The organism is Gordonia neofelifaecis NRRL B-59395 (assembly GCF_000192435.1).
Classification (GTDB): Bacteria; Actinomycetota; Actinomycetes; order Mycobacteriales; family Mycobacteriaceae; genus Gordonia; species Gordonia neofelifaecis.
The window spans coordinates 90,501-103,604 of the sequence record NZ_AEUD01000010.1 but is presented as its reverse complement, the minus strand read 5'-3'; the positions used below and the strand labels follow the sequence as shown (position 1 = coordinate 103,604).

Sequence of the window (13,104 nt, the reverse complement as noted above, 5' to 3'; positions counted from 1 at the left end):
AATGACGTCCACGCAGCCCCGGCCCACCACGTACACACCGCCTGCCAAGCAGGATTCGGCCACCGACTACACGCAGGTCCTGGAAGACCTCGCGTCCGCTTCGGTCCGACGCAATTTCGATCCCTACATCGACATCGACTGGGATGCGCCGCACATGGCCGTCGTCCCGAACGATCCGCGCTGGATCCTGTCGTACAAGGTGGATCCGATCGGTCGCCACCCGTGGTACCAGAGCCTCCCCCGGGAGAAGCAGATCAAGATCGGCATGTGGCGTCAGGCCAACGTGGCGAAGGTCGGTCTGCAGTTCGAGTCGATCCTGATCCGCGGTCTCATGCAGTACGCCGACCGCCTGCCGAACGGCGACAAGCGCTTCCGCTACACCACCCATGAGGCCAAGGAGGAGTGCAACCACACCCTCATGTTCCAGGAGCTGGTGAACCGCATCGGCATGGAGACCAAGGGCATGCGCTGGTGGCTGCGCCGGACCTCGCCGATCATCCCGCTGTTCTCGACCTTCTGGCCGACCATCTTCTTCTTCGGCGTCCTCGCCGGCGAGGAGCCGATCGACCACATCCAGAAAGACTTCCTCCGGGCCCGCGAGGAACTGCACCCGGCGATGTCCGCGGTGATGGAGCTGCACGTGGCCGAGGAGGCCCGCCACATCTCGTTCGCGCACAACCACCTGCGCGCCACGATCCCCGCGAAGGGCCGCCTGACCAAGTTCGCCCTCTCGATCGCCATGCCGATCGTCATGCGCGTGCTGTGCAGTGCGATCGTCGTAGGACGACTGCTCTCGGACCGTTGGTCCACCAACTGGTCCGTGGCACGACGACGATCACACCTCGAGCGTCATGAAGGACATCTTCTGGGGTTCGGAGCAGTCGCAGGTCTTCCTGTCCGGCGTCTTCGGCGACGTCCGCATGCTCGCCGAACAGTGCGGTCTGATGAATCCCGCGTCACGCCAGGTGTGGCGGGCCATGGGCATCGACGGCCGGTCGTCGCGCTACCGCAGCGAACCCACCTACAACGCGAGCTGAAGACGGACAACAGTGCCCCACGTCATCACCCAGGCTTGCTGCGGCGACGCCTCGTGCGTCTACGCATGCCCGGTCAACTGCATTCATCCCACTCCTGACGAGCCGGACTTCGGCATCTCGGAGATGCTCTACATCGACCCGTCGACCTGCGTCGACTGCGGCGCATGCGTCAGCGCGTGCCCGGTCGGCGCGATCGTCCCGGGTCACCGGCTGTCCGACGAGGCCGCCCGGTTCGCCGACGTCAATGCGGGCCACTACCCCGGCGTCGAACAGTCCGACACCCGGTTCCCGGTCCGCACCGAGTGGCGGCTCCCGATGGCGCCGATCGTCAAGCCCGTCGCTCTTCGCGGTCAGGCGCCCGACGAGCTCCGGATCGCGATCGTCGGATCGGGTCCGTCGGCCATGTACGCCGCCGACGAGCTCCTGAAGCATCGTCAGGTGAAGGTCACGGTGTACGAGCGACTCCGCGAGCCGTTCGGCCTGGCACGTTTCGGCGTCGCACCCGATCACGAGTCGACGCGGACGGTGACCAACCTCTTCAACGAGGTCGCCCGGCACCCCAACATTCAGATCCTGCTGAACACCGAGATCGGCCGTGACATCACGCTCGAGGAACTCCGGAGCACGCATCACGCCGTGCTGTGGGCCGGCGGCGCCCCGACCGATCGTCCGCTGCAGATCCCGGGTGTCGACCTCGACGGTGTCCAGAGCGCCACGTCGGTGGTCGGCTGGTACAACGGTCATCCCGACTTCGCGTACGCCGCGCCGGTGCTCTCGACCGAGCGTGCGGTGGTGATCGGCAACGGCAACGTCGCTCTCGACGTCGCCCGCATCTTCACCGCCGACACCGACCGGCTCGCCTCGACCACGATCGATCCGACGGCGCTCGCCGCGCTGCGCGGGTCCCAGATCCGCGAAGTGGTGGTCGTCGCCCGACGCGGACCCGAGCACGCCGCGTTCACGCTCCCCGAGCTGATCGGCCTCGCCGACGGCGGTGCCCGCGTGTGGGTCGATCCCGCCGAACTCGACGGCGTCGATGTCGCAGGCATCACGGATCCGACGATCGCGGCCAAGGTGGAACTCCTCCGGGAGATCTCCCAGCGACCGCGACCGGCCGAACCGTTCATCCGCCTCGCGTTCGGGCAGACCCCCGTCAAGGTCCTCGGTTCCGAACACGCGTCCGGTGTCGAGTTCGTCAAGACCGGCACCGAGGAGAAGTCGGTGATCGAGGCGGGCCTCGTCCTGACCGCCATCGGCTACCGCGGGCGCCCGGTTCCCGGACTGCCGTTCGACGACGACAAGGGCACCGTTGCGCACGTCGCGGGTCGCGTCGTGAACGACGGCGAGCCGATTCCGGGACTGTATGTCACCGGCTGGATCAAGCGCGGTCCGTCGGGTTTCATCGGCACCAACAAGACCGACTCCGGCGAGACGGTGGCGAATCTGCTCGCCGACGCCGAGGCCGGTGCCCTCCCCCGCCCGGGAGGCGCACCCGTGTCGGTCTGAGGGCCGACGCGATTGCGGGTGCCTGTGGACAACGCCGGAGCCCGATTGGCTCGCCGTGCGTCCAACGAATGAAGAGAGTTTCTCGGGTCATTCGGAGGTCGCCATGGATTTCGGCATCACACCGGAACAACTGAACAGCATCGTCGCCCGCTGGCGGCACTGCAGCGATGAGATCGCCGGCCTCGATTGCGAGGTCGGCGATCTCGCCGTCCGCGGCGGCCTCTCGACGGCGGCCCTCGCCGCCTGCGCGACGGCGGTGCGCGCGATCACCGATTCGACGGCCAGACGGCTCGACGAATCGGCAGGCGCCATCGAGCGGTTCAACACCGCGACGGTCGAATCCGATCGGGCATGCGCGGCCGCACTCGCCGCCCTGCGGCGATCGGCATGACCGGCGTCGCCGAGGTACTCGGCTGGCCACTGGACGAGATGCTGGCCGCAGCGACCCGTTTCGACACCGGCGGCGAACGCGTCGCGAACACCTCCGATTCGATCCGGCGGTCGTCGGACCTCGATCCGACATGGCGGGGCGTCACCCGGCAGGCCGCGGATAAGCGCGTCGACGCCGAGACGACGGCGCTGCACCGACTCGAGCGGACCCTGCTCGACATCGCCAGAACGACCCGGGACGGCCACGCGCGGCTCGCTGCGATTCGCGACCGGATCGCGAGTCAGCTGGCAGCCGCACAGACCTCCGGATTCGATGTCGGCGACGACGGCGCCGTCACGCACCCTGATCCCAGCCGGCGGGCGGACGCGGCCTATCTGACCGATCGGATCACCGGTCTGCTCGACGAGGCGGACGCGGCAGATGTCTCACTCGGAACGAGCCTCGACGCCCTGGTCCGGCAACTCGACGGCTCAGGCAGCCTGGTCCCGCTGCCCAACGGTGAGTACGTCGACGCCGCCGATGCGACCTTCCTGCTGAAGCTGCTGCCGCCTGAGATGATCGCGCGCTACTGGGCATCGTTGAACGATGCCCAGCGCCGCGACCTGATCGAGGCGGCGCCCGACGTGATCGGGAATCTGAACGGCATCGACTTCGCCGACCGGGCGGCGGCGAACACGCGCAGCATCCGGGACGCGCTCACCGTCGAGATCCAGGCGGGCCGGGGCGGCGGAGAGAAGGCAGGCCGGCTTCGCGAGCTGCTGGCCCCGGCAGACGACCCACGGCATCCCGGGCGGAAGGCGCCGCGGTCCATCCTCGGATTCCGCGACGAGGGCAACGGTCATTTCATCGAGATGGTCGGCGATCTCGGTCCGGACGCCACCGGTGTGGCCGTGCTGGTCCCCGGCACCGGCACCGGGCTGCACAGCGTCGACGACTACCGCCGACGCGCGGTCGGACTGTCGCGGGCCAGCGGTGCCCCGGTGATCGTCTACGCCGACGGCGACCTCCCTCAGGAGCTGATCGACACGGACCTGACTCCCTTCGAGAACACCGCCTTCGACCCCGGAGCCGCCCACCGCCTGGCGCCCCGGCTGGTCGACTTCACCGGTGCACTCGACCAGCAGCTGGCGGTGTCCGGGCTGACCTTGAAGACGACGCTCATCGGCCATTCCTACGGCGGCTCGGTGGTCGGGACCGCGGAGCAGCTCGGGATCCGCGCCGACCGCATCGTCTACGCCTCGTCCGCCGGCACGGGCGTCGAGTCCGGGCCATGGAAGAACGCGAATCCGGAGGTCCAGCGGTACTCGCTGACCCCTCCGGGCGATCCGATCCACTACGCCCAGGTGCTCGGCGCGCCGGTGCACGGCGGCGACCCCGACACCGCGCCCGGTGTGACGCGGCTCGACACCGGCCGGTATGCGGACGGCACGGTGGTCGAAGGCCGGCACGCGCATTCGGGCTACCTCGACGACCCCGCGTCCGGGGCCTTGCGCAACATCGCCGCGGTCGTCGCGGGGCGGGAGGTGACGCCGTACGTCGACCGTGGTCCCGACATCGACGCCCGAGGTCAGGCGGAGGCGATCGTCGACGGACTGCTGGACGAGACGCTGAACCTGGTGTCCCTGGTTCTGCCCGGCCGCTGACCGCGCGTCGGCCTCCGCTGGCGTCGCGACCTATCCGAACGGACGGGGTTCGGCTCCGGCGCGGTGCGCAGCCCATCCCGGATCGCCGGTCTTCGCGAACCGCACCCAGGCGGAGTGCATCTCGTCGGCGACCGACTGGTCCGGTTCCGGTCCGGTGAGCGAGTGCGCCGCATCGAGGTGGTCGAACACGAACGGCAGTTCCACCGCATGGCCGGCCCGGATGTCCGCAACCGGGCTCTCCCACCCGAACTCGTACAGATACGTCGGAGAGTCCGGCCGGAGCTCGGCCAGGGCACGCGTCGGGTCGGCGAAGGCGATCGCGGTCACCGCCTCGCAGAGCGCATCGCCCGCGCTCACCCCGTCGGCCAGTCGCTGATCGAGCAGGTCGGTCGGCATGCCCGCACGTCCGAGCATGCCGCGAGCCGCCTCCGGCGTCGCCCCGGCCACGACTCCGGTCGGGGCGAAGAAGAACCGGAACTCGGTCGCGTTCCATCCGGCCAGGAGCGGCACGTCCGCCCCGGCGCCGTCGGCGATCCGGTTCTGGGGGATGTCGGGCAGAACGTCGCCGTCGAGTACCGGGAAGGTGCTCATGATGCCGAGGCCGATGTCTGCGACGGTCTTGCCCCAGATCTCCGGGTCCGGGTTCATCGTGAACTCCAGGACCACCTCGGTCTGCGCCTTCAGCAGGTCGGGCATCGGGACCCGGCCCAGGGCCGCCGCCGTGTGGTCGACGCCGAGCTTCTCGGCGAGCTTCGCCGTCACCTTCCGGGCGTCGTCGACGTCGGCCGCCGTGATGCCGTTGCCGCTCTCCATTGCGGCGTGGCGGAAGAGACCGACGGCGCGCGGCGACGACAGCAACGAGGCGACGCTCATCGCCCCGGCGGACTCCCCGAAGATCGTCACGTTGCCGGGGTCGCCGCCGAACGCCGAGATGTTGTCGCGCACCCATTCCAGGGCGGCGATCTGATCGAGCAGTCCGCGGTTGTCCGGGGCGTCGGGCAGTGCCCCGAAGCCCGGGACGCCCAGTCGGTAGTTGACCCCGACGCAGACCACGCCATCGCGCGCAAAGGTGTCGCCCGCGTAGATCTCGATCCGGTTGGACCCGCGCGAGAACGCGCCGCCGTGGATCCAGACCATCACCGGCAGGTCCGCCGCATCCGGGTCCGGCGTCCATACGTTCAGGTTCAGGTAGTCGTCCCCGAGCTCGATCACATTGTCGAGCAGTGCCGCGATCGGCGCCGGATAGCCCACCTGCGGCGCCGTCGGGCCGTACGACGTCGCATCCAGGACGTCGTCCCACGGCTCGTGCGGAGCCGGCGCGGCGAACGCCAGCGGACCGACCGGCGGCGCGGCGTAGGGGATGCCGAGGAACGCGGAGACGGCACCGTCGGACGTTCCGCGGACGCGTCCGCCGGTGGTCGAGACGACAGGAGAATCAGTTGAGATGCGGGTCACACGGTCACGCTACTCCAGCGCCGGAATTGTCGGAGGGCGGTGCGATGATGGCGGTATGCGAGCGCGTCACCGATTGTTCAACTCATCCGGCACTGCGACCAGGCTCGGCGCGAGTGCCGTCGCCGTCTTGGCCGCGACTCTGATCGGGGGCTGCGACGCCGGGTCGTCGACACCGGCGGAGCCGTCCACCACCAGCGTCGATGCCGCGAGCGATCGAGGCGACCTCACCTGGCCGAGTACCTCTGTCGCCACCGAGGCCGCCCCCGCGGCACCGTCCGGCGACGCCGCCGCAGCGCTGGCCGAGCTCGACACGCTCGCAGTGAAGGGCCGCGCCCCGAAGACCGGCTACAGTCGCTCGCTGTTCGGCCAGGCGTGGACCGATGACGTGAACGTCGGGGGCGGGCACAACGGATGCGACACCCGCAACGACATCCTCACCCGCGACCTCACCGGCGTGACGTACAAGGCCCGTACCCGCAACTGCGTCGTGCTCACCGGCACGCTGCAGGACGCGTACACCGGCCGGACCATTCCCTTTCAGCGTGGCGAACGGACCTCCTCGGCCGTCCAGATCGATCACCTCGTCGCGCTCTCCGACGCGTGGCAGAAGGGCGCACAGTTGCTCTCGACCGAGGAGCGCACCGACCTCGCCAACGACCCGCGGAACCTCCAGGCCGTCGACGGCCCCACCAACCAGCGGAAGAGTGATGGCGACGCCGCCACCTGGCTGCCGCCGAACAAGTCCTACCGATGCACCTACGTCTCACGTCAGATCGCTGTGAAGGCCGCGTATCGCCTGTGGGTGACCGCTGCGGAGAAGAGCGCGATGCAGCGAGTGCTCAGCTCATGCGGCGGCACCCCGACGACCGAGGAGCCCGCCGTCGACACTCCGACGACCACGCCACCGGCGTACACCCCGCCCGCCACCACTCGCGCGCCGCTCGTCGAACAGCCCGCGCCTGCCGCTCCGAGTGACGTCTACTACAAGAACTGCTCCGCGGTGCGCGCCGCGGGCGCCGCGCCGCTGCTGCGGGGGCAGCCCGGGTACTCGAGCAAGCTCGACCGTGACGGAGACGGCGTCGCCTGCGAGTGATCCGGCACGATCGGAGCGCGCATCTCCCGTCCACCCGACGGCCACTCTCGATCTTTCCTCTAGAGTTCGCCGAGTACCTCGGAGTTAACGCCAAGTGAGGCTAGGTTAACTTCACGTGTCCGGCCCCCGATGACGCAGCCGAAAGACCGCCACCTCACAGCAAACCCGCAGGTCAACCCCGGGAACTTTCATGCACACGAGACACTGTGTCCGCCAACACGTTCCGCCTACGAATGTGATTCGACATCGCTCGAAGATACCGATTCGGCGTCTTGTGTAACGCTTTTCTGGCATCGCCCGATGCGGCCAACCCCTACCGAAAGGCGAACACATGTTCCCCGCTCTCACCCAGTTCTTCAACGACTTCACCGTCTTCGGCGGCGACCTGCTCCACGTCGCCATCACCTTCGGTTTCGGCAAGTAGGCCACCATCCGGCGCCGGTACGCACCCCTCACCGCAGGGGCTTTGCGTACCGGCGTTCGTGTGCTGTTAGACTGTTCCTCGGTCGTCAGCACGACGCCCCGGGGCTATGGCGCAGTTGGTAGCGCGACTCGTTCGCATCGAGTAGGTCGGGAGTTCGATTCTCCCTAGCTCCACCAGATAGGCCCAGGTCAGAGGATTTCTCAGACCTGGGCCTTCGTCGTTTCACGAGACGAATCCCAACCGTTGCCTCGGGGCCTCGACAGGCACCGTCCCGCCCTGACTGAACCTCCGCTGGCGCAGGGTGACGCACTGGGACGCCGTCGGCGAGGCCTGCGAGCACCCGCCAGGCCACCGCGTCAGAGTCCGCACGGAACCCCAGGCCGGTGACACCGCACGTCGCACCCAACTCCACCAAAACGGTCACGACCAGCGCTTTCGTGTCTCAACTCACAGGCACATCCCGATCGCCCCGCTGACCTGCAATAGCACCGTGCCACTACAGAGCACCATAGGTCTTTGATAACGACATCGTAACGGTATTGGTACGAACTCATGTACGTTCGTCGGCAGTCCTCGAACAGGTGAGGCCACGAGGCCCGGTCGCCCATGTGCGAAGAATTGTCGAGCGCAAGCCGAACTCCCCGATATCAAGGTCTTTCCCCATGCATCCGAATCGCAAGTCGTTGAAGTCTGCCCTGTTCGTCGCGGCCGGTCTCGTACCGGTCACCGGCGCACTGCTGGGCGTGACCTCCAGCTCGCCGGACCGCGTCGCCGCCGACCCCACTCCGGTGCACGCCGACGCGAAGTCCGCCCCGTCGACCACCGAGACCCCCGTCCGCCCGGTCGCGGCCAAGGCACCGGCCGTCGCGCCGGCTCCGGCCCTCCCGGCCTCGGTCACGACCGGCGTGGTCCCGGAGATCAACTTCAAGGCGTACAAGGCCGCGGCTGACTCGATGGCCAAGACCGCCCCCGGCTGCCACATCGACTGGAAGCTGATCGGCGGCATCGGCCGCGTCGAGTCGCAGCACGCCAACTTCGGCGACGCCGACGCGAACGGTCAGCTCCGTCATCCGATCTACGGCCCGGTACTCGACGGCTCGCTCGGCGGCAACGAGGTCATCACCGACACCGACGGCGGCCGCCTCGACGGCGACCCCGTCTACGACCGCGCCGTGGGACCGACGCAGTTCCTCCCCGCCACGTGGCAGCACTACGCGGCCGACGGCAACGGCGACGGCAAGGCCGACCCGCAGAACCTGTACGACGCCGCCCTGACGACGGCTCGCTACCTGTGCGACGACAACCTCGACCTGGCGACCGACGCCGGCCGGAGCCAGGCGGTGCTGCGCTACAACAACTCGATGGATTACGTCAGCAACGTGCTGGGCTTCGCCCGCAGCTACTGAGCCGAATCGGCCGCAGAAACAGAACGTGCGATGAGTTCGCGCCCGCCCAGGGCGCGAACTCATCGCACGTTCTGTTTCTGCGCTCGAACTAAAGCTCAGACTCCGGCCTTCATCGCCGAGGCGAACTCGGCGAGCTTCGTGCGGGCGGTCGCGGGGTCGCGGTCGATGCCCTGGAGAGCCACCGCGACGTCGGTCGCGCCGAGGTCACGCTGCGCGGCGAAGCGCTTCGCACACAGCTCGAGGTCCAGCTGCTTGTCCTCGGTACGGCCGACAATCAGTCGGCCACGCACCTGAAGGGTCTCCGGGTCGCGCCCGGCGGCCGCGAAGTCCGACTTCAGCAGTTCGACGCCCGCAGCGATGTCGTCGTCAGTGGCGGTCATGATCGGAATCCATCCGTCGCCCCACTGGACCAGCCTGCGACGCACCGGACCGGTCAGCGTCCCCGACACCCAGATCGGGAGCGGCGCGTCCGCGGTCGGCCGCGGATTGCAGTAGACGTCCGAGAACTGGATCCCCGGACGATCGACGGCGGCGGGCGCCTCCGACCACAGCGCCCGGCACACGGCGAGCGTGTCGTCGAGCAGGCGCCCGCGGTCGGCGAACGACAGGCCGACGGCCTCGTACTCGCGAGCCTGCCAGCCGGTCCCGACACCCAGATCGACGCGGCCGCCGGACAGCAGATGCAGCGTTGCGGCCGTCTTGGCGAGGTTGGCGCCACCGCGCAGCGCACCGATCACGATGCCGGTGCCCAGGCGCAACGTCGTGGTCCGGGCGGCGACCATGGCCAGCGCGGTCAGCGGATCGAGCCACGGGGCGTCCGGGCCGGTCGGGAACGTCCCCCACCCGTAGTCTCCGGTTTGCGACCCCATCACCACGTGCTCGGTGAGGATCACGCGGTCGAATCCGGCCTCCTCCGCAGCCACACACATGTCGATCAGCGCTCCGAAGTCATCGGCGGCCAGCGTGTCGCCGAAGTTCGGCACGATCAGACTCAGCGTTGTCATCAGCATTCTCCTTCCGTCAGGGATTCAGTGGTCGATTGGTCCAGCCGCCGTCGCCGCGGCGGAACCATCCGCCCGCGACCTCCGTGCCCCCGCCGACGTGCACGGTGGTTCCGGTGGTGAACCTGGAGAGATCCGACGCCAGGAACACGGCCGCACCGGCGACGTCGACGGGCTGCCCGGGACCACCGAGCGGCGACCACCGTTCCCACATGTGCTCGTGTTCGCGCGGGACCAGGTCGGCGTACGGCACTTGCGGGGTCTCGATGAGGTCCGGGGCGATCGCGTTCACCCGGACGCCGTAATGCCCGACCTCCGCGGCCACCGACCGCGTGAACTGCATCAGCGCGGCCTTGTACGCGCTGTACACGGTGTGTCCGGGAATCGCGCGATGCGCTTCCACCGAGGTCAGGTTGATGACGGCGCCGCGACGGGCGCGGATCATCGCGGGCAGCAGCGCGTGAGTGGTGCGCAGCGCGTACCCGAAGTTGATGTCGTGCAGTCGTGCCCACTCCGACGGATCCGCATCGACGAACGACGTCGGCGGCCGAATGAAGTGCCCGACGTTGTTGACCGCGATGTCCGGGTCGAAGTCAAGGATCTCCGCGGGCAACCGCTCGTCACGAACATCCCAGATCAGACTCCTCACCTGCGACGACCCGCCCGGAGACTCCTGCACGTCTACGGACAGCACCGAAGCGCCTTGCGCCGCAAAGGCTTCCACGATCGCCCGACCTATCCCCTCGGCGCCTCCGAAGACGACGGCACGCCGTCCTGCCAACATCGATCCCGATTGTTCAGCCACGGTCCCACCGTGCCCGCCATCGAGCCGATCCGACACTCCTCCTCCCACCCACCGGAACCCGCAGCCGCAGTCGTTGCCGCGTGCGCGTCGCAAGAGGATGATTTCGAGTACGCCCGTACGGGCTCGTGGAACCGGCGAGTCGACAGTTCGACTCGGCGGGCCGCCTCGCTTCGGAGGACTGATGGACGACGACCAACCGGTGCCCGACAGCCACGGCGTGACCGCAGAACTACTCGCGGCCATCGACCTCGGAGCAGAGATCCCCGGTATGGAGGGCTACCAACTGCGGACGCGCCTGATCACCCTGGCGCCGGGCGCCGTCTACGGACCGCTGCACGACCACCGTGGACGGCCGGGAACGGTGTACGTGCTGTCCGGCGTCATCACCGACCACCGCGACGGCGTCGACACCGATTACGGCCCCGGGCTCGGCTGGCCGGAGGACCGGAACACCTCGCACTGGCTGGAGAACCGCGGCGACGTCCCCGCCGTCGAGGTGTCGGTCGACGTCCTGCGATCCGACTCGATCCACCACTGAGTGGCGAATCATCGCTCGCGCCAACAGATTTCGTCGTTGGCGAGGGCGATTGAACTTTCATCCGTTCAGACGACCCTCTTTCGTCGGCCGAACGGACTAACGCACCTCACCCGGTCGACCGTTTCTGTCGTACCCGCCGCCTACTGTCCGTGATGTCCGACTGAGGGGCTTCGAACCCCTCAGCCATCACCACAGCCATAGGAGTCGACATGACCACCCCGCAGCAGCCCAATTCCGCTCAGCCCGATCCGGCGCAGCAGTACCCCGGTCAGCCCAATCCGTACGCTCAGCCGTACCCGCCCCAGCAGCCGGCGAAGAGGCGCAAGAAGTGGCCGTGGATCGTCGGCGGCCTGGTGATCGTCTTCCTCGCGATCGTCGGCGGCTGCGCCGCGATGGTCGGCGGGGTCGCGAACGAGATCGACAAGGCGTCGAACAGCACCGCCACCGTGACGTACCGAGTGAAGGGTTCGGGCAACGGTTCGGTCACCTACAGCGACCAGGACTTCAACATCGCGCAGGACACGGCCGCGCAGCTCCCCTGGGAGAAGGAGGTCACGCTGAAGGGCTTCGGCAAGCTCGCAAGTCTGACCGCCACCAACGACTTCGAGGCCGCATCGGATCAGACGATCACCTGCGAGATCGTGGTCAACGGCGAGGTCCGCAACACCCAGACCAGCCGCGGCCCGGCCGCGACGGCGGACTGCTCGTACAGCGTGCCGTCCGAGGACACCCAGCCGAGCCAGTAGCGGCGAGCAGCGCCGCAGGTCGCGAGGCACTACGCTCGGCGCCATGACGCTCACCGACGCCGACGTCGCGCAGATCCTCGATCGGGCCGTCGCCACGATCGACCCGATGCTCGACGTGCTCGCCGACTCCGACCCGCTGAGCCTCAAGGCCCGGACGTTCGCGCCGGCGAGCCCACGGAACTGCCTGGACCGCACCGGGCTGGTGGCCGCCGGTGTCCTGAACGTCCTCGACTGGCCGGGCACCGCCGGATGGGACGAACTGCCGATGCGGGACCGCGCCGACTGGTGGGTGTCCCGCATCGGTCTGATCACCACCGGCGGCGTCGCGTTCCCGAGCGTGTTCGGCGCATGGACCAAGAAGCTTCCGATGTCCGACTATCTCGGGTTCGGCAGTCAGGCCCTGGTTCTGCGGGCGGTGGCCCGTGAGTACGGAGTGACCTCGCGCGAGGCCGGTGTCGCGATGCTCGCGTCGATCTTGTTCGACCGCGACCTCGACGATCTACCGGCCTCGTCCGGCGATTCGGTCGAGCCGCTCACCTCGTCGGGAGACGGCTCGTTCGTGGTCCGCCTGTGGTCGCTGGGCCGCACACTGCTGAACCTGTCGCGCGCTCTCGGCCGACGACCCGGATCGCCGCGACTGCTCGGCCTGCTCGGGTGGATCCCGTTCGTCGGCGGCGCCGCGAGCTATCTCGGCGAGGTGATCGCACTCCGGCACGCCGCTCGGCTCTGCCGGGAGTGGATCGTCGCGCATCCGGAGACGGTGACGCCCGTCGCCTCGCTCGACGACCAGAACGCGTGAGGCCGGCCGGACATCGTCCGGCCGGCCTCACGCCTTCACACAGTCGATCACCCGTTCAGTCGTCCTCGTCATCGGAGTCCGCTGCCGCATTGCGCGCGGCGGCGATGTCGAGCGCCCGGCGTGCCGTCGCTTCGTCGGGATACGGCCCCATCCGATTGAACACATTGCCGACCTTGCCCTGGGTCACGTCTCCCGAGGCGAGGTCGAAGTACCACTGGTCGTCGTCGCTCATGTCTCCAGCCTAATTCTCGGTGGGTGGT

12 protein-coding genes, 1 tRNA gene and 1 pseudogene are annotated in these 13,104 nt (G+C 68.6%); 10 read left to right on the top strand and 4 right to left on the bottom strand.

Annotated elements, in window-relative coordinates; all coding sequences use genetic code 11:
* Nucleotide 1: 1 nt before the first annotated feature.
* The 4 genes and pseudogenes from SCNU_RS12450 (at nucleotide 2) to SCNU_RS12435 (ending at nucleotide 4,577) form a co-directional block, all read left to right on the top strand.
* Nucleotides 2-1,037 (top strand): annotated as a pseudogene (locus tag SCNU_RS12450) (AurF N-oxygenase family protein).
* A gap of 12 nt (nucleotides 1,038-1,049) precedes the next feature.
* A complete protein-coding gene (locus SCNU_RS12445) occupies nucleotides 1,050-2,543 on the top strand; it encodes an FAD-dependent oxidoreductase (RefSeq protein ID WP_040518332.1) in 1,494 nt (497 codons plus the stop codon).
* Between the two features lie 103 nt (nucleotides 2,544-2,646).
* Nucleotides 2,647-2,934 carry a hypothetical protein gene (locus SCNU_RS12440; RefSeq protein WP_009679737.1) on the top strand — a complete coding sequence of 96 codons (288 nt, stop codon included), beginning with the start codon at nucleotides 2,647-2,649 and terminating at the stop codon, nucleotides 2,932-2,934.
* Nucleotides 2,895-4,577 (top strand): alpha/beta hydrolase, encoded by a 1,683-nt coding sequence (locus SCNU_RS12435; protein WP_009679736.1) that lies wholly within the window; start codon nucleotides 2,895-2,897, stop codon nucleotides 4,575-4,577. Before SCNU_RS12440 ends, SCNU_RS12435 begins: the two co-directional genes overlap by 40 nt.
* Before the next feature lie 30 nt (nucleotides 4,578-4,607).
* On the opposite strand, the gene SCNU_RS12430 is transcribed toward SCNU_RS12435, so the two are convergent.
* The gene (locus tag SCNU_RS12430) at nucleotides 4,608-6,032 is read right to left on the bottom strand and encodes a carboxylesterase/lipase family protein (RefSeq protein WP_009679735.1); all 1,425 of its coding nucleotides are present in this window, start codon (nucleotides 6,030-6,032) and stop codon (nucleotides 4,608-4,610) included.
* 55 nt (nucleotides 6,033-6,087) lie between these two features.
* Here SCNU_RS12430 and SCNU_RS12425 point away from each other — a divergent pair, with 55 nt between their 5' ends.
* The 3 genes from SCNU_RS12425 (at nucleotide 6,088) to SCNU_RS12415 (ending at nucleotide 8,955) form a co-directional block, all read left to right on the top strand.
* On the top strand, nucleotides 6,088-7,125 hold the full coding sequence (locus SCNU_RS12425; protein ID WP_009679734.1) for a GmrSD restriction endonuclease domain-containing protein: 1,038 nt from the start codon (nucleotides 6,088-6,090) through the stop codon (nucleotides 7,123-7,125).
* Between the two features lie 524 nt (nucleotides 7,126-7,649).
* A tRNA-Ala gene (locus tag SCNU_RS12420) sits at nucleotides 7,650-7,725 on the top strand.
* A 486-nt stretch (nucleotides 7,726-8,211) separates the two neighbouring features.
* On the top strand, nucleotides 8,212-8,955 hold the full coding sequence (locus tag SCNU_RS12415; protein WP_009679732.1) for a lytic transglycosylase domain-containing protein: 744 nt from the start codon (nucleotides 8,212-8,214) through the stop codon (nucleotides 8,953-8,955).
* A gap of 95 nt (nucleotides 8,956-9,050) precedes the next feature.
* On the opposite strand, the gene SCNU_RS12410 is transcribed toward SCNU_RS12415, so the two are convergent.
* Both SCNU_RS12410 and SCNU_RS12405 read right to left on the bottom strand, forming a co-directional pair.
* Nucleotides 9,051-9,965, bottom strand: a complete 915-nt coding sequence (locus tag SCNU_RS12410) for a TIGR03619 family F420-dependent LLM class oxidoreductase (protein ID WP_009679731.1) — start codon at nucleotides 9,963-9,965, stop codon at nucleotides 9,051-9,053.
* A 10-nt stretch (nucleotides 9,966-9,975) separates the two neighbouring features.
* Nucleotides 9,976-10,740: an SDR family NAD(P)-dependent oxidoreductase gene (locus SCNU_RS12405; RefSeq protein WP_050792817.1), complete on the bottom strand. Its 765-nt coding sequence runs from the start codon at nucleotides 10,738-10,740 to the stop codon at nucleotides 9,976-9,978.
* A gap of 202 nt (nucleotides 10,741-10,942) precedes the next feature.
* Here SCNU_RS12405 and SCNU_RS12400 point away from each other — a divergent pair, with 202 nt between their 5' ends.
* The 3 genes from SCNU_RS12400 to SCNU_RS12390 all read left to right on the top strand — a co-directional run bounded on the left by SCNU_RS12400 (nucleotide 10,943) and on the right by SCNU_RS12390 (nucleotide 12,844).
* Complete coding sequence (locus SCNU_RS12400) at nucleotides 10,943-11,299, top strand: cupin domain-containing protein (RefSeq protein ID WP_009679729.1); 357 nt, start codon at nucleotides 10,943-10,945, stop codon at nucleotides 11,297-11,299.
* A gap of 209 nt (nucleotides 11,300-11,508) precedes the next feature.
* The gene (locus tag SCNU_RS12395) at nucleotides 11,509-12,045 is read left to right on the top strand and encodes an MmpS family transport accessory protein (RefSeq protein ID WP_009679728.1); all 537 of its coding nucleotides are present in this window, start codon (nucleotides 11,509-11,511) and stop codon (nucleotides 12,043-12,045) included.
* A 43-nt stretch (nucleotides 12,046-12,088) separates the two neighbouring features.
* Entirely contained in the window at nucleotides 12,089-12,844 is a 756-nt protein-coding gene (locus tag SCNU_RS12390; RefSeq protein ID WP_009679727.1) for a hypothetical protein, read from the top strand.
* A gap of 55 nt (nucleotides 12,845-12,899) precedes the next feature.
* On the opposite strand, the gene SCNU_RS20635 is transcribed toward SCNU_RS12390, so the two are convergent.
* On the bottom strand, nucleotides 12,900-13,076 hold the full coding sequence (locus tag SCNU_RS20635; RefSeq protein WP_009679726.1) for a hypothetical protein: 177 nt from the start codon (nucleotides 13,074-13,076) through the stop codon (nucleotides 12,900-12,902).
* Between the last annotated feature and the right edge of the window lie 28 nt (nucleotides 13,077-13,104).

Bases quoted from the DNA above. Each gene is read 5' to 3' on its own strand.
- SCNU_RS20635 (WP_009679726.1), bottom strand. From the start codon at position 13,076: ATGAGCGACGACGACCAGTGGTACTTCGACCTCGCCTCGGGAGACGTG.
- SCNU_RS12400 (WP_009679729.1), top strand. From the start codon at position 10,943: ATGGACGACGACCAACCGGTGCCCGACAGCCACGGCGTGACCGCAGAA.
- SCNU_RS12395 (WP_009679728.1), top strand. From the start codon at position 11,509: ATGACCACCCCGCAGCAGCCCAATTCCGCTCAGCCCGATCCGGCGCAG.
- SCNU_RS12435 (WP_009679736.1), top strand. From the start codon at position 2,895: ATGCGCGGCCGCACTCGCCGCCCTGCGGCGATCGGCATGACCGGCGTC.
- SCNU_RS12405 (WP_050792817.1), bottom strand. From the start codon at position 10,740: ATGTTGGCAGGACGGCGTGCCGTCGTCTTCGGAGGCGCCGAGGGGATA.
- SCNU_RS12440 (WP_009679737.1), top strand. From the start codon at position 2,647: ATGGATTTCGGCATCACACCGGAACAACTGAACAGCATCGTCGCCCGC.
- SCNU_RS12390 (WP_009679727.1), top strand. From the start codon at position 12,089: ATGACGCTCACCGACGCCGACGTCGCGCAGATCCTCGATCGGGCCGTC.
- SCNU_RS12415 (WP_009679732.1), top strand. From the start codon at position 8,212: ATGCATCCGAATCGCAAGTCGTTGAAGTCTGCCCTGTTCGTCGCGGCC.
- SCNU_RS12410 (WP_009679731.1), bottom strand. From the start codon at position 9,965: ATGCTGATGACAACGCTGAGTCTGATCGTGCCGAACTTCGGCGACACG.
- SCNU_RS12425 (WP_009679734.1), top strand. From the start codon at position 6,088: ATGCGAGCGCGTCACCGATTGTTCAACTCATCCGGCACTGCGACCAGG.